Here is a 15,495-nt window from a genome sequence, read left to right on the forward strand (position 1 = left end):
TGCGACGCTGCGACCCTGATTGACACTATTTCGTCAGCGGACCGCCAAGCAGACGACACTGCCAATATTCAGTGAAGAAAATATTGTTCGGGTCATATTGCGCGCGCAGGGCCAGAAAATCGTCAAAATGGGGCAACATTTTCCTGTAATGCTCAGCCCAGAACGGGAAATCATAAGCTGGGATAAACTTGCCCCAATGTAGGCGAAATGGGATGTTGTTGGACAGGAACAGATCCCAATATTGCTGGAAAAAGCCCTGTTTTTCGTTGGGTGTTTTCTCATTATTGCGGAACCAATATACGTCAAAACGGATGACGCCGTCCTTAAACTCGTCATTGCCATCTGTATAGGCCGCACTCATCCAATTGCTACTGGGCGCACCACCATAGACTTCCGTTGAATAATAACCAGTTGCCGCGCTGCCGCCCTTGGTGAACATATCTTGCATCAAATTCATACATTGCTGAGCGTAAGAGATAGGCACCCATATTTCGGTGAACTCTGTGCCCAGCAGAACATCATCTGCCGTGTTATCCATGGGTAGGCTGCGCCAATAATAATCATTAAAAGTGGTCGGCGGATTACCCTTTGTCATCGACTCAAAGACTGGCATCAAAACCGGGAAGAGCGCGTGTAATATGCCAGGGAAAAGTGCAAAAATAAGCACAGGAATGAACAATATAGCTGCCACCAGCAGGATGATGATTGTAGAACCCAATCCGGCCAGTAAGCGGCCAACTTTCTGTGACCATAGCTCGGTCAAAAGATGCTGAGCGTGGAAGAAACTTGGAGCTAAGACCTGCAAGATGCGTGTGACGCCGTGATTGCCCAATAGGGTGAAAAACACGCTGGCCAACAGTTCTTCAAGTAACCCAAACAGGCTTTCTGGAAATTGCATATAAGGGACTGGTGGCTTCCCGCCGGGAGTGCTGACCGGTGCGCGATCGGCTTTCCAGATCACGGCCCGTTCGGCCCCCTTTTGTGGCCACCATACAAAACGGGTATAGGGCGTTTCCCGCAAATATTGCTCTAGCGATGGTTTGCCATCTTTCCCCGGCCCAAACATATCTATCGGGCAGGCCTCATCACTGGGCTGGGCATCAAGCACCATCTGGGTTGTTACCTCGGTGCCTGCAACATTATACATTGGCACCAATTGTAGCCGTACCTTGGTAACAATACCATAAAGGCCCATGGATACAGAAACAGCAGGGAAGTGGGGGTCACCCGCTTCAACCCAACGGGCCGTTCCAGTGCCGTCTATAATGTACCAAGCGACGATATTATCGAAAGAATATTGGGTTGATCCGCCTGCTGAACCAGTCAGCGCAAAGCCGCTTACTGTCTGGTGCGTAATGCCGCCCAGATCATTTACCGCCCAGCCTTTTTGCGCGATTTGGTAGAGCAGACTATTCTCTAGCGTGGATATGCCTTCAGCATCATATGGGTCGTTGCCCAAATGCATGCCTGCCCCTGCTTCAATAATACCCTTTTCCTCATCGATCCATTCCAGATCACCGAATTTCACTAAAGACAGATTCAAATCATCGCTATCCGGCGCTTTGCGCACGCTGACTTTATTTGTGGGGTTGCCATCAACAGGGTCGGTATAGATACTCCACGCCATGGAGTGTGACGCGCCGCGCACACGGATTTGCCGTTGTTCACTAACGGCATATTGTATCAGGCTAATGACCTCAGCCTCAGTGGATGGGCGGTAAAAGCCGTCAGCGTCTTTGGTAACCGTCAAATCACTATGTATAGTCATTTCATCCCCCCATTTCATATTGTTCTTAGGCGAATAGGCGGGACGGTTCTTGGCTGTACGTCCAAAATGGCTTTGGCCCGGACTATGTCCAGAAATTGCTCGCATTATTATGTGCCCCGTTTCGCATGCCCTACTGCTTGCAAAGCAGTGTAACAGGGAATTTCAGAGCAAGATTGCATGTTCTCGACAGTTTGGAATGCTTTTAACCATTCTAACTGCATAATTGCTGTGCGAATCTGGATTGTTTTGATGTTTTGCTAAGCTGGTGACACACATCGCATACCGTTATAGGTGCTGATGACGAATCAATCGCATAAGGAGCAACCACCCCATGCAAAAAATCTATAGTGATGCCAAATCCGCGCTGGAGGGATTATTGTTTGACGGCATGGATATTTGTGCAGGTGGTTTCGGCCTATGCGGTATTCCAGAGCGGTTGATTGACGCCATTCGCGATAGCGGGGTGAAGGATTTGACCATAGCGTCAAACAATGCCGGTATTGATGGCGAAGGACTGGGCAAATTGCTGCGCACACGGCAGGTCAAAAAGATGATCTCTTCCTATGTCGGCGAAAATAAAGAATTTGAACGGCAATATCTTGCTGGTGAGCTGGAAGTTGAATTTTGCCCGCAAGGCACTCTGGCCGAGCGTTGCCGCGCTGGTGGTGCTGGAATTCCCGGCTTCTACACCAAAACGGGCGTTGGTACGCAAGTTGCTGAGGGCAAAGAACATAAGGATTTTGCCAATAAAGACGGGGTCAATGAAACCTATATATTGGAACGCGGCATTTTCGCTGATCTGTGTATTGTCAAAGGCTGGAAAGCCGACAAAGCAGGCAATCTGATATTCCGCAAAACCGCGCGTAATTTCAACGCGCCCATGGCAACAGCGGGAAAAATCTGCGTTGCCGAAGTGGAAGAGATTGTTGAGGTGGGAGAGCTGGACCCTGATGCTATCCACCTGCCAAGCATCTATGTGAAGCGCCTGATCAGCGGCGCGCCCTATGATAAGAAGATTGAGTTCAAAACGGTGCGCGAAGCGGCCTAAGACCTTGCCACGACTAACCGTCCTCTTGGCACCAATCGCCTTTTTCAGCTTGCTGAGCGGCTGTGTTGCGTTGGCGATTCCGATCGTCGCTGCTGGTGCCATTGGTAAGACAAGCATAGACCGTGCGCGTGAAAAAGCGGGTCTTATCGCAGTGACCTCCGAACAGAGTGAACCCATTGTAACAGTAGGTAATGCGGATGCCGAAAATGTTACGGATGAGCCGGCAGCAACCGATGTGGCACTGCGCTCGCCAAAAGGGGAACTGCGTCTATCCGACATATTGGCATCGCCGCCAGGGGCCGAGCGAGACAATAGGCTGCCCTCTTTGGCGACTCCTTATGAGCGTTTCCTTTCGGTCAGTCTTGAGCGTCAACGGTTATGGGATGAAGGCCAATGGGATCAGTCTGCTGTGCTTGTTCCGCGCGTGTCGCTTGTTAGCCCGAAAAGCATGACCTGTCAGGATTTGCCACCGGCGGTCATTATTGATGTTGATCGAGGTTCCTCTGACAAAGCCGAAGCTGCACCATTTAGATTCTCTGCGCCTGGCTTGCCAGCTATATTGACGCAATTGCGGGAGGCGGAAATCACTGTCATCTGGCTTTCTGCACGGCCAGCAGAGCAGGCATTGACGATTATTCAGGAATTAAAAGCCAACAATCTTTTGCCAGAAGGTGAAAGTGATTTTGTCTCACTCAATCGCAGCACGGATGATCGCAAGCAATTGCGGCGATGGGCCGCTGCGGAGATTTATTGTATTTTGGCAACTTTGGGCGATGCCCGCGGCGACTTTGATGAACTCTATGACTATCTGCTCGACCCTGATTTTGCGGTCGCGCTAGAACGCAATTTTAACAATGGCTGGTTTCTGGTCACGGATGAACCTCAAAGCAGGGATGGACAAGACGAAGCGCAGTCTGCCGATGCAAGCGGCCGCAGCAAAAGATCAGAATTTTTCAATCTCCAACCAAATGTTATTGATACAGATAACGCCCCTGATGAAACGCTGACACCTGATGAGAAAGAGGACGATAATGGCTAGTGACACCCCCGGCTGGGACCGCAACCAAATGGCAGCACGCGCAGCGCAGGAGCTGCAAGATGGCTATTATGTCAATCTGGGCATTGGTATCCCCACGCTCGTTGCCAATCATATTCCTGATGGTGTTGAAGTGACATTACAAAGTGAAAATGGCATGCTGGGCATTGGGCCTTTCCCGATAGATGGAGAGGAAGATCCCGATCTGATCAATGCTGGCAAACAGACAATCAGTGAATTGCCGCAATCGGTATATTTCAGCTCATCAGATAGTTTTGCCATGATCCGCGGCGGGCATATTGATTTGACCGTATTGGGCGCAATGGAAGTTGCGGAAAATGGCGATATCGCCAATTGGATGATCCCGGGTAAAATGATCAAAGGCATGGGCGGCGCGATGGACTTGGTTGCTGGCGTTAAGAAAATTATCGTGGTGATGGACCATAATGCCAAAAATGGCAGCGCCAAATTTATTCCCGAATGCACATTGCCGCTAACTGGCAAGAATGTCGTGGACATGATTATCACCAATTTGGGCGTTTTCCACCGCCCTGATCATGACAGCACATTCCGGCTTATTGAGCTTGCACCGAGCGTTACAGCTGATGACGTGGCTGCCAAAACCACTGCCCGGTTTGATATCGCGATATGACAAATTCGACCGGTCGTTTATCGGTATCTGGAAAAGCTGGGCTTATCTTCAAATGGAGACGCTTTGAATATCGAGTTGGGCTGGAGTTAAGAGCGCTACTTAGAGCCAGAGAGCCTATAAGGCGTTCTAATCTACGCTGTTTATCATGCCTGATAAAATATCAGGCGCTGCGCACGTTTTTCAAAAACTCTCCGGCCTGATGCCGCAAAAGATCCGCCTGCTTATCCAATTGATTGGCAGAATTGACGACTTGTTGCGCAGTGTCGCCTGTTTTAGCCGACATCTCGCTTACCAGATGGACATTATGGCTCACCGCTTCGGTATTTTGTGCCGCAATATCGATGCTATAGCCCATATCCTGACCGGCAGCGGATTGTTGATCGACCGCAGTCGCTATGGAAAGGGCGGTTAATTCCAGCTCGTTGATCTCACCAACAATCTCTTTCAACGCGCCTACGCCAGCAGAAGAACTGCTCTGAATGGCTTTAATTTGCTGGTCGATCTCTTGGGTTGCCCGGCTGGTTTGTTCGGCCAAATCTTTTACTTCAGATGCCACAACGGCAAAGCCTTTGCCTGCTTCGCCGCTACGTGCGGCTTCGATTGCGGCATTAAGGGCAAGCATATTTGTCCGCTTGGCAATGTTGGAAATCATTTCGGCAATACCGCCAACATGCGATGCCGTTTCATCCAATGCCAAAATTGTATGATTGGCGCGCTCGGCTACATCATTCGCGCTTCGGGCGCGTTCTGCAGATACTTTGGCTTTGTTGCTGATTTCATTTATCGACATCATAAATTCGTCACTGGCAGCCGCAGCACCCGTAACCCCGCTTGAAGCCTCTTTCAGGCGTTCTGCTGCTAATTTACTCTCGTCCGAAGAGCGCTGTGTATTGTCGGCCATCACCGTTGCAGCCGATTGTAGCTGCCTAGTGGCCTGACTGACCTCATTGGCAACATTGCCCACTGTTTGCTCAAATTTATCGGCAAGCATTTGCAGTGTGCGCGCCTGATTTGTGCGTTCTTGTTGAAGGTCTTTTTGTGCCTGTAATTCCGCAGTGGCTTTGGTTGCTATTTCTTGCTGTACCTCAATCAATTTGACGGAACGTTCCTGCAACATGCTGAGTGAACGGGCCATGGCGCCAATCTCATCCCCCCGTTCTGTCTCTGGTATATCCTGTCCGGTTTCGCCTTCGACCAGTCTTAAGCTGACATCGCTAATATGGCTGATCGGCAGTAGAATATGTTTTGCGATGAAATTCTGTCCTACCAGGACCAGCGCCAGAGCGAATATGGCGATCACAATCATTATGATGATGAGCAGCTGGATTTCCCACACTCCGGTCGTTGATATTTCTTCGACACGCCGTGATGCATTATCGCCCAGGGCTTGAATTTTGTGAATGACAGTATCTATCGCATCATAGCGTGGCCCTAAAAAGCTCTCTTGCTCAACAATATCGCGTGGTGCACTTTTGACTTCTATCAAGCTTTGCTCAATGCCTTGCAGACCGGTTTGAATATCATCAATAGCGATGATGTAAGCCGTATCGACTGATATTGCGGCTGCCTCTAACTGGGATGCTAGGTTAATTGTCTCGCGCGCCTGAGAGATTGATAAATCGATTATTTCTGCATCAAATCCCCGTGCGCGATACGCGCCCATATTGTCTTTGGATTCATGGATGAGCTGGTCAGTCTTCGCAATAAGAAAGGCAAATTCTGTTAAATCTGCGGTTCTGCTGACACGCTGTTCGGTGCGTATAAAGCCCAAAGCTGCGGCAAGACCCAGCAAGATGACCAACAAGGCCGAAAGGCGAAAGATTCTGCTAGACCTAACTGAGATTGATTGTCCGGCTATAGCAGAGAAAGCTCCCAACATTCTTTTAAAGAAAGCTGGTTTTTGATCTGTTTGGTACAAATCTATTTCATGCCCCTGCATCATTACGTCCTCGTTCCCACTCACCCATTACCGATATGGCGCTTGCAGCCTGTCCAAATTCATATCTGGATAGTCTGTGCTTAGAAACCAAAGTCTAAAACATAGTTAATATTTCTTAGCTTGAACTGATATTGGTACGATCCATATGGATGATTTCTGCAAAAACTGATCGCACTTTGTAGTGACGATGTTTCGAACGATGAGCCAAATTTACGGCGAATCTAAAATTAAAAAATTAGATAACTCTGATCAATAAAAACATATTTTTTACAGCATCCGAGCCACTATATTCTTACTATAAAAAAATAAAACTCTCTCGAATGAAAAAGGCTTATGTCATGCACACGACAAAAAATATGCTTCCTGATAACAGTCGCCGAGCGGTAATCGACATTCTGCAAACGCACTTGGCAGCCAGTCTTGATCTGGCGAGTCAAGCCAAACAGGCGCATTGGAATATTAAAGGCACCAGCTTTATTGCGCTGCATGAACTGTTTGACACTATTCACACTGAGACGATGGGTCAGGCGGATATGTTGGCAGAGAGGCTCGTAACCTTAGGTGGCCAGACAAAGGCGACAATCCGCGCCGCAGCCGCGCAGACTGGCCTTACCGAATATCCTCTGGACGCTAGCGATCAGGCGGAGCATGTGGAGGCATTGTCATCTGCTTTGGCTGAATTTGGCGGCGCTGTTAGAAAAGCAATTGGTGAAGCGGAAGATATTGGTGATGCCGTCACAGCTGATCTGCTAACAGAGATTACACGTGCGGTTGACAAGTCATTATGGTTTGTTGAGGCACATCGTTAGGCCTTTTCAAACTTGAATAGCGAGCATTACCTATCTTCGGTAAGTCTGCCATAAAGTTCTGGCCGGCGATCACGGAAAAAGCCCATGCCCGCGCGGAACAGACGTGCGGCCTCTAGGTCAATGCTTGCTATTAATATACCATCTTCATTATCGCCATATTCGGCGATCAGATCACCACGCTCATTGGTGATAAAGCTATGACCATAATAGCTTTGATGATTGCCCGCAGCATCGGTCTCACGCCCAACACGGTTGCTGGCAATTACCGGCATGGCATTGGCCGCAGCGTGGCCCTGCATCACACGCCGCCACATATCGGCGGTGTTGAGCGCTGCATCATAGGGTTCTGAGCCAATGGCCGTGGGGTAGAGCAGCAATTCGGCGCCCATGAGGGCCATTGCGCGGGCACATTCCGGATACCATTGGTCCCAGCAAATACCGACGCCGATGCGAGTGCCTTTTACATCCCAGACTTTGAAACCGCTATTGCCAGGACGGAAATAAAATTTCTCTTCATAGCCCGGCCCATCAGGGATATGGCTTTTGCGATAAACGCCCAGTATTTCGCCATTATCATCAATCATCGCCAGAGAATTATAATGGTGATGGCCATCGCGTTCAAAAAAGCTGGTGGGGATGGCTACCTTGAGTTGTTTTGCCAGCTTTTGCATGGCGCGCACCGAAGGATGATCTGCGGTCGGTGCAGCCAGAGCAAAAAGTGCTTCATCTTCAATGGTGCAAAAATAAGGGCCACTGAACAATTCAGGTGGCAAAATTATCTCTGCGCCTCTTTCCGCAGCCGCAACCACCATATCGCTGACAGCAGCAATATTCTGCACAGAGCCGCCCGCAAGTGGCAATTGCATCGCAGCTATGGTGATTGCATGCATGGGTATAAACCTATGGGTTTATTCGGCTGCGTCGCCTTGTTCTGCCAATTTGAAGAGCAAAGTCATACGGTCACTCTCGCCAATCGCGTCATATTTTTCTTTGCTATCCTCGCCTTCGGCATAGTTAGGGGGCAAAGTCCACACACCATTTTCATAGTCGGTGGTGTCATTAGGGTTGGCATTAACTTCGCTCTCAGCGACCAGTTCAAAACCGTGCTTTTCCATAAAGGCAACAAGTGCAGCCTGTTTTATATAACCTTTATTGCCATCGGCACTTTCATCCGAAGCATCAGCTTTTGCACGGTGCTGAACGATACCGATCATGCCGTCCGGCTTCAGCGCCGATTTCATCGCTTCGATTTCAGCATCGGCAATGCCCCAGCGCAGCAGATTGTGCATCATTCTGAAAATCACAACGCGATCAACCTTACCGTTAAGATCATCAGGCAAAGCATTGGAGAAATAGAAAGGGAGTTTTTCAGCTGGAATGCCTATGCTTTCACTTTGTGTCTCGGCAAAAGCCTCACCGCTGGCGCGCACACGTTCAACAAATTCAGGGCCAATACTGGCTGCTGCTTCCGGTGGGAAGCCTACGCCGATATAATTGCCGTTTTCAGCCAAATAGGGGGCCAATATACGGGTGTACCAACCGCCACCTGGCGCATAATCAATCACTGTTTGGTCAGGCTTTACATCAAAGAAGTTCAGCGTTTGCTTTGGGTTACGGAAGGTATCACGCGCACGATCATCTGCGCGAAGGTCCGCCGCCAAAACGCTATCCAATGCGGCTATATGCGCGGCCTCTTCTTTTGCAATGTCGTTTCCGTCTTCTGAAACATCAACCGGTGTACATGCCATCAGGCTGGTCGCGGTCAATAGTGCCAATAAAGCTGCTTTGGTCATATTCATTCTTTCATTGAGCATAGTTCGATTTGGGGGAGGTTTGAGGGCGATGCTTAGTTCGCTTTGCGGAAGAGCAGGGTCATGCGGTCGCTTTCGCCAATCGCTTCATATTGCGCGCGGTTCTCATCACCATAACGCAAAATTGGCGGCAATGTCCAAACACCGCCATCCCAATTGGCGGGGTCTTTTGGGTTGGCATTGACTTCGGACGTACCAACCAGTTCAAAGCCGTGCAGTTCAAACAAAGCGATGACTTGTGTTTGTTTGAGATAACCGCGGGTACCATGGCTTATTTCCCACGGGGCATCGGCTTTGGCGCGATGTTGCACCACACCCACCATGCCGTCATCCTTTAGCAGTCCGCGCACTGCGCGCAGTTCAGCATCGGCACGATTGCCATTCAGCAACCCGTGCATAGAACGGAAGATCACAACGCGGTCGACTTGACCGGCAACATCTTCTGGAACTTCATCACTTTCAAATGCAGTGATTTTTTCAACTGGCATCCCGGTCCATTCGGCTGCTGCTTCTGGGAAGCGCTCAGTCCAGCCTTTGGTCCGTGCTTCGCTGGCGCGGTCACGATAGATGCGGGCATCACTGTCACCATTCATAGCCAGATAGCGCCCGCTTGACGCGAGATAAGGCACCAATAGCCGCGTGTACCAACCGCCACCGGGCGCATATTCCACCACAGTATGTTCTGGCTTAACCTGAAAAAAGTTGAGCGTCTCGGCCGGATGACGGAAAGCGTCACGCGCACGGTCTTCATCGCGCGTTTCCGATGCCAAGGCCGTCTCAAGGGCTGAATTTGCATTTTGGGCCAGAACGGGTGCGGCAACGATAACAGCAGCGCCGGTTAGAAGGGCGATAAGTGATTTCATCAGAAATGTCCTTTTACGCAGGGGAAGGTTAAGTGCCTCTATAAGCGCAAAACCGCTCGCGCTCAAATAGCAATATGCATATCAATAGGCACTAATATCATTCTGCTGCTTGATTGACATATTCGGGCAAAGGCTCGGGGCGCGGATAAAGCTCATCCATAGGCACTGATCTGCCGTTAGTCTGAACGATACGCACATGTTTGCGGCGTAATTTGCGCGGCTCATCTACGCCGCAGCTATGCGCGATTGTTTCAACCTCATGCACCAGATTTTTGCAGTAATTGGCCACTTTTACTTTTTTGTCCTGTGGGTCCAGACCGCGCTGCAGTCGTGGATCGTGGGTCGTAATGCCGGTCGGGCATGTGTTTTTGTTGCATTTCAGCGCCTGAATACATCCCAATGAGAACATGAACCCGCGAGCACTGACCACAAAGTCGGCACCGGTACATAAAGTCCATGCCACATCCGCAGGGGTGATGCGCTTACCAGAAGCAATGATTTTGATCCGGTCGCGTAATCCATAGCGGTGGAATATGTCTGACAACATGGGCAGGCTTTCATCAATCTGTAGACCGACATTGTCCATCAAAGGCATGGGTGCGGCGCCTGTGCCGCCATCACCGCTGTCTAATGTAAAGAAATCGGGCGCTGATTCTATACCGCGCTTATGTATGGCTTCGCACAGGTCTTCGATCCAGCCATAGGCCCCTAGAACGGCCTTTACACCGGTTGGTTTGCCCGTGATTTTGCGAACATGGGCGATGAAGTCCAGCAAATCGTCTATACTGTCAATTTCAGGGTGGCGATTGGGTGAGATGGAGGATTCACCTTCTGTAATCCCGCGGACTTCGGCGATGATTTTCGTCACTTTTGCACCGGGTAGTATTCCACCCTTGCCGGGCTTTGCGCCTTGCGACAATTTTATCTCGAACATGCGTACTTGCTTATGATCCGCCACTTTGCGTAGTTTATCGTCATTCAGCGATCCATCATCATTACGGACGCCATATTTGGCTGTACCGATTTGAAAGACAATGTCGCACCCGCCTTCAAGATGATAGGGGGAGAGTGCACCTTCGCCAGTGTTCATCCAGCATCCGGCCATTTTTGCGCCATGTGCCAAAGCCTGCACAGCAGGGACCGAGAGCGCGCCAAAGCTCATGCCAGAAATATTGAACAGGCTGGGCGCTTCATAAGGTTTTGCGCAATATGGCCCTATGGTCATCTTCGACGTTTTTGCGGCATCCTGTTCAAGAGTGGGGAAGGGGCAGTTAACAAAAATCGGCGTGCCAATTGGGTCAAGATTTTTGGTGGAGCCAAAGGCAACAGTATTGCTTTCGCCTTTTGCAGCGCGAGCAACCCAGTCACGCTCTGCGCGATTAAATGGCATTTCTTCGCGGTCCATAGCGAAAAAATATTGCCGGAAAAACTCGCCCAGTTCGGAGAAGATTTTGCGGAACCGTCCTATGACCGGATAGTTGCGACGAACTGCATCCTGATTTTGTGTGATATCAATGATGAACATCACCACAATCGCAATCAGGGCCAAGCCAATCGCAAAAACAAACATATAGGTTAGCGTGCTAAGAACGCTGAGAATATTACTGGCCATCAATTTTCCTTATTAGGTTTGTAGCTCGAAAGGATATTTGCATTAATGCGATAGACTGTTGCTGCACCCTAGGTCCAATATTGTTGCGTAATCAAAACTATCACTCTTTGTTATGCCATATTACTGTATCGGCGCAGGCAATGGCTGGCTGGCGCAATGTAAGCTGCCGCCGCCCCGTAAAATGCCTATTGATGGGATAGGAATGATCGCACGTTTCGGGAACAGGTTTACTAATGCTTGACTGGCAATGTCATCAAATGGCGTCTGATAAATCGGCAGGAAAACCGCACGATTGCCGATGACAAAATTCATATGGCTGGCAGGCGTGACCTCGCCATTAGACATGACAAGACCGGGCGAGGGGATCAATGTGGTGGTAATGCCAGCGGCTTCCGCGCGGCGAAGAGCATCGGCATAGATATAGGCATTAGGGTCATCATTACCGGACGGGCTGGCCAGAGCCAAAACGCCCGGCGCGACCCAACGGGCCAGATTGTCGACATGCCCGTCTGTATGATCATTCACAAGGCCATCACCCAGCCATAATAGATCATTGATGCCCAATGCGCTGGCCAAGCGTTTTTCGATATTGGGTTTTAACAGTTTCGGATTGCGATTGGGGTTCAGCAGGCATTGTTCCGTCGTAACGCCTCGCCCATGGCCGTCCACGTCAATTGCGCCGCCTTCTAATATCCAATCATGCTGCACAATGGGCAGATTGGCTGCATCGGCCAAGTGACGGCCAATTTCTGTGTCACCGGCCATTTCATATTTTCCGCCCCAGCCATTAAAGCGGAACAGTTGCGCGAGACGCACCCTTTTATCGTCTGCGCCAATTGTCACGAGCGGTCCGGTATCGCGCAGCCATATATCGCCATAGGGATGGACCGCAATAGGCACAGCATCCTGGGTCAAACTGCGCGCCAATTGTGCATTTTCTGCATTGCGGCAGACAAGTTGCACAGGCTCACCATGTTGCAATGCGAGTAAGGCGAAGCGTGCAATCTCTTCTTGCGCTGCGGCTATATGGCCTTGCCATTCTTCATCGTCATGGGGAAAGCCGATCCATAACAGATCATGCTTTTCCCACTCTGCCGGCATTTTTTGACTGGCAGATGCTGCTTCGATCATAGGCCAGACTTCGTAATCATTGCCAGACTATTGATGCCGGACGAAAAAAGATCGGATCAGAAAAAGGCGGACTCAAAATATTTTATTCAGCGCCAGCGCGGCTCTTGTCACGGGTTTCCTTAAACTCGTCACCTTCAACCCAATTGGGCCAACTTTTGGTTTGGGCCAGCATCCGGCCAAGGCGATAGAAAAGTTGCAGGTCCGCAGCGACGCCATCCCAATTCCAGTTAGGATCATATTCGTCTTTTGGCCCGTGATAGCGGTTTTTCGTATAATCCTCGGCAATTGCGGCACCAGCCTCTTTGCCGCCATCGATCAAATCTTCGCCGCCATCAACATAGAGCATGGGCACACCCAATTTGGCGAAGCTGAAATGGTCAGAGCGGTAGTAAAAGCCTTTTTCCGGCGTCGATTCCGGTGTTGCAGTTCGATCAACCGATTTCAGCGCTGCGGCCAGAAAGTCATCGAGCTGCGATTTGCCGCCGCCAACAACGGTCACATCCTTGGCAGGACCTGCAATAAGGAATGCATCCATATTCACCCCGCCAGCAGTTTGCGCGAGCGGATAGATGGGGTTTTCAGCATAGAATTTGGAACCTAACAGCCCTGATTCTTCAGCGGTCACTGCCAAGAATATAATGGTCCGTTCCGTTGCGCCAGCTTTTGCATGGGCTTCGGCCAATGCGACCAAGGCCGCTGTGCCAGTGGCGTTATCCACGGCACCATTGCAGATATTGTCGCCATCAGGTGCTGGCTTGCAGATGCCGAGATGGTCCCAATGTGCTGTGTAGATCACATATTCGTCTGGCCGTTCGGTTCCAGGCAATATGCCGATAACATTTTTTGAATTGCTTTTCGAAATGGAGTTTTCAAAAGATACTTCGGCTTTCAGGTCGAGCGCTTTTGCTTTGAACCCTTTGGTTTTTGCTTCAGCCATTTCTGCTTCTAGATCCAGACCGGCTTTGGCCATGATAGCGGCTGCAACATCTTTTTGTATCCAGCCATTAGCCCCTGTCTGGTCTGCGCCGCCATTGGATGTCTGCGCATAATATTGTGGTCCGCTCCAGCTTGATTCCACAACATTCCAGCCATAAGCCGCAGGGAATTCATCATGAACGATCAAGGCCATTGCTGCACCCTGACGTGCGGCTTCTTCATATTTATAGGACCAGCGGCCATAATAGGTCATAGCCCGTCCGCCAAAGTCTCCTTCAAGGCCTTCCGTTTCATAATCAGGATCATTGACCAATATGATAACGGTTTTGCCTTTGACATCTACGCCTTCATAATCGTTCCATCCGCGCTCTGGAGCGTTGATGCCATAACCGACAAAGACAATATCACTGTTCGCGATCGAGGTCTTGGCCTGCTCTTGATATGTCCCGACAACCATCTCGGGGCCATATTTATAAGATAGCGTATCGCCTTCACCGCCGCTAATCACCAGTGGAGACACTTTATCCGCTGTGATTTCGACCAAAGGAACATCTTGAAACCAGCTTTCGCCATTTCCGGGTTGTAATCCGGCTGCTTCAAATTTCTCAGTCAATAAAGCGAGTGTTTTCTCTTCGCCAATGGTGCTGGGCGCGCGGCCTTGAAACGCATCGGAAGACAATTCTTCGGTAATGGTTTTCATGGTCTCCATGGAAATATCACCGGCTTCGACCTCCGGAATGTCCATGGCTTCATTCTCGTCACTAAACGAAACATAGCATCCCGTTAGTAATATCGAAGCCAGTCCAGCTACAGCTATTGACCAAGTTTTGACCATTATCATGTCTCCATTTATTCAAGGCACTTGCCTCTTTGCACAGCGATTTGCCAGAAGACGACCATGGGCACAAGTGTGTAAGGTTGATCAAATTGTGTAATGCTTTGCGGCTCATTGAAAGATCAACTCAGGAAGCATTGATATCAGTGAATATCCAACCGTCAAAAATGGTTGCTAGGGTGATATAGCGATGGTAGTAGCGAACAAGATTAAAAGCCTTTAATTCCTTGTATTGCAATATAATTTTGTCTTGAGGTTGCAGTCTGGCCATCCAATTATGACGAGCTGTTGCGTAAAACGGCTGTCATGGCGTGAAAATGGCTTTGGGTAATAAAGGCCAATGTAAATGGCTATGTATCAGCTTTTGACGCTCTTATTTGAGCAATATTAAACGGCAGAGAGGCTTTTTTGGACGCAGAAAAAACATCCCTGCCTGATAGTGAGTTCAAGGCTTTGTTGACGGATGTGGTTCCGCACCTGCGTGCCTATGCGCGCTCTCTTTCCGGCAATCGCGATTTTTCTGATGATCTGGTGCAAGAGGCATTGCTCAAGGCCTGGGCCGCGCGGCAGAGATTTGAAGCAGGCACCAATATGCGGGCCTGGACTTTCATCATTTTGCGCAATGTCTTTTTATCACAAATGCGGCGCAACAAATTTGTTGGCGATTGGGATGAGTTAACCAGCGACCGTGTGCTCAGCATGTCAGGCCAGCAAGATGACCAGATTAACCTTGCCGATGTGCAAAGGGGGCTAAACGCTCTGCCAGCTGCGCAGCGTGAAGCGCTAATATTGGTTGGTGCGGGCGGTTTTTCTTATGAGGAGGCAGCAGAAATTTGCGATGTCGCTATTGGCACCATTAAGAGCCGAGTGGCGAGAGCGCGAACGGCACTCGAAAAACTTTTGGAAAGCGATGATAAGGACAGTCTGGCCAATGCGTCGCAGCGCGGTGACAGTCCGCTTAGCGATCTTATGAATGATCTTGACAATTTGAGCGATGGGCAGTCTGCGAATGGCCCGGGCGGGGCCAAGAGCATATAAGATGCTTTTGCTAAGGG

Annotated in this window: 13 protein-coding genes; 5 read left to right on the forward strand and 8 right to left on the reverse strand. The window is 49.8% G+C overall.

Going from position 1 to position 15,495, the window contains the following annotated elements:
- Window positions 1-25: 25 nt before the first annotated feature.
- The gene (locus tag ACR9YC_RS02960; RefSeq protein WP_438729620.1) at window positions 26-1,768 is read right to left on the reverse strand and encodes a hypothetical protein; all 1,743 of its coding nucleotides are present in this window, start codon (window positions 1,766-1,768) and stop codon (window positions 26-28) included.
- A 331-nt stretch (window positions 1,769-2,099) separates the two neighbouring features.
- Here ACR9YC_RS02960 and ACR9YC_RS02965 point away from each other — a divergent pair, with 331 nt between their 5' ends.
- From ACR9YC_RS02965 to ACR9YC_RS02975, 3 genes are read left to right on the forward strand one after another with little or no spacing between them, the layout of a single operon-like run.
- On the forward strand, window positions 2,100-2,816 hold the full coding sequence (locus ACR9YC_RS02965; protein ID WP_438729623.1) for a CoA transferase subunit A: 717 nt from the start codon (window positions 2,100-2,102) through the stop codon (window positions 2,814-2,816).
- A 4-nt stretch (window positions 2,817-2,820) separates the two neighbouring features.
- Entirely contained in the window at window positions 2,821-3,855 is a 1,035-nt protein-coding gene (locus ACR9YC_RS02970) for a hypothetical protein (protein ID WP_438729626.1), read from the forward strand.
- Window positions 3,848-4,504, forward strand: a complete 657-nt coding sequence (locus ACR9YC_RS02975; RefSeq protein ID WP_438729629.1) for a CoA transferase subunit B — start codon at window positions 3,848-3,850, stop codon at window positions 4,502-4,504. The genes ACR9YC_RS02970 and ACR9YC_RS02975 overlap by 8 nt, the downstream gene beginning before the upstream one ends.
- 160 nt (window positions 4,505-4,664) lie before the next feature.
- Here the strand turns inward: ACR9YC_RS02975 and ACR9YC_RS02980 are convergent, their stop codons facing one another.
- The gene (locus ACR9YC_RS02980) at window positions 4,665-6,308 is read right to left on the reverse strand and encodes a methyl-accepting chemotaxis protein (RefSeq protein WP_438729631.1); all 1,644 of its coding nucleotides are present in this window, start codon (window positions 6,306-6,308) and stop codon (window positions 4,665-4,667) included.
- A gap of 473 nt (window positions 6,309-6,781) precedes the next feature.
- On the opposite strand from ACR9YC_RS02980, the gene dps reads away from it, so the two are divergent.
- Window positions 6,782-7,252 carry a DNA starvation/stationary phase protection protein Dps gene (dps, locus tag ACR9YC_RS02985; RefSeq protein WP_438729634.1) on the forward strand — a complete coding sequence of 157 codons (471 nt, stop codon included), beginning with the start codon at window positions 6,782-6,784 and terminating at the stop codon, window positions 7,250-7,252.
- 26 nt (window positions 7,253-7,278) lie between these two features.
- Here the strand turns inward: dps and aguB are convergent, their stop codons facing one another.
- The 6 genes from aguB to ACR9YC_RS03015 all read right to left on the reverse strand — a co-directional run bounded on the left by aguB (window position 7,279) and on the right by ACR9YC_RS03015 (window position 14,440).
- On the reverse strand, window positions 7,279-8,142 hold the full coding sequence (gene aguB / locus ACR9YC_RS02990; RefSeq protein ID WP_438729637.1) for an N-carbamoylputrescine amidase: 864 nt from the start codon (window positions 8,140-8,142) through the stop codon (window positions 7,279-7,281).
- A gap of 18 nt (window positions 8,143-8,160) precedes the next feature.
- A complete protein-coding gene (locus tag ACR9YC_RS02995; RefSeq protein ID WP_438729640.1) occupies window positions 8,161-9,045 on the reverse strand; it encodes a class I SAM-dependent methyltransferase in 885 nt (294 codons plus the stop codon).
- Window positions 9,046-9,098: 53 nt separating this feature from the next.
- Entirely contained in the window at window positions 9,099-9,926 is an 828-nt protein-coding gene (locus ACR9YC_RS03000; RefSeq protein ID WP_438729642.1) for a class I SAM-dependent methyltransferase, read from the reverse strand.
- Window positions 9,927-10,023: 97 nt separating this feature from the next.
- A complete protein-coding gene (locus tag ACR9YC_RS03005) occupies window positions 10,024-11,538 on the reverse strand; it encodes an FMN-binding glutamate synthase family protein (RefSeq protein ID WP_438729645.1) in 1,515 nt (504 codons plus the stop codon).
- 120 nt (window positions 11,539-11,658) lie between these two features.
- Entirely contained in the window at window positions 11,659-12,669 is a 1,011-nt protein-coding gene (locus ACR9YC_RS03010) for an agmatine deiminase family protein (RefSeq protein WP_438729648.1), read from the reverse strand.
- An 82-nt stretch (window positions 12,670-12,751) separates the two neighbouring features.
- Window positions 12,752-14,440 (reverse strand): M28 family metallopeptidase, encoded by a 1,689-nt coding sequence (locus ACR9YC_RS03015; RefSeq protein ID WP_438731564.1) that lies wholly within the window; start codon window positions 14,438-14,440, stop codon window positions 12,752-12,754.
- Between the two features lie 408 nt (window positions 14,441-14,848).
- Here ACR9YC_RS03015 and ACR9YC_RS03020 point away from each other — a divergent pair, with 408 nt between their 5' ends.
- A complete protein-coding gene (locus ACR9YC_RS03020) occupies window positions 14,849-15,478 on the forward strand; it encodes a sigma-70 family RNA polymerase sigma factor (RefSeq protein ID WP_438729651.1) in 630 nt (209 codons plus the stop codon).
- Window positions 15,479-15,495: the final 17 nt, after the last annotated feature.

The organism is Parasphingorhabdus sp. DH2-15 (genome assembly GCF_051668705.1).
GTDB lineage: Bacteria > Pseudomonadota > Alphaproteobacteria > Sphingomonadales > Sphingomonadaceae > Alterisphingorhabdus.

Excerpts from the sequence above, each read along its gene's own strand:
- ACR9YC_RS02960 (WP_438729620.1), bottom strand. The coding sequence starts at position 1,768 with ATGACTATACATAGTGATTTGACGGTTACCAAAGACGCTGACGGCTTT.
- ACR9YC_RS02965 (WP_438729623.1), top strand. The coding sequence starts at position 2,100 with ATGCAAAAAATCTATAGTGATGCCAAATCCGCGCTGGAGGGATTATTG.
- ACR9YC_RS02975 (WP_438729629.1), top strand. The coding sequence starts at position 3,848 with ATGGCTAGTGACACCCCCGGCTGGGACCGCAACCAAATGGCAGCACGC.
- dps (WP_438729634.1), top strand. The coding sequence starts at position 6,782 with ATGCACACGACAAAAAATATGCTTCCTGATAACAGTCGCCGAGCGGTA.
- aguB (WP_438729637.1), bottom strand. The coding sequence starts at position 8,142 with ATGCATGCAATCACCATAGCTGCGATGCAATTGCCACTTGCGGGCGGC.
- ACR9YC_RS02995 (WP_438729640.1), bottom strand. The coding sequence starts at position 9,045 with ATGACCAAAGCAGCTTTATTGGCACTATTGACCGCGACCAGCCTGATG.
- ACR9YC_RS03000 (WP_438729642.1), bottom strand. The coding sequence starts at position 9,926 with ATGAAATCACTTATCGCCCTTCTAACCGGCGCTGCTGTTATCGTTGCC.
- ACR9YC_RS03005 (WP_438729645.1), bottom strand. The coding sequence starts at position 11,538 with ATGGCCAGTAATATTCTCAGCGTTCTTAGCACGCTAACCTATATGTTT.
- ACR9YC_RS03010 (WP_438729648.1), bottom strand. The coding sequence starts at position 12,669 with ATGATCGAAGCAGCATCTGCCAGTCAAAAAATGCCGGCAGAGTGGGAA.
- ACR9YC_RS03015 (WP_438731564.1), bottom strand. The coding sequence starts at position 14,440 with ATGGTCAAAACTTGGTCAATAGCTGTAGCTGGACTGGCTTCGATATTA.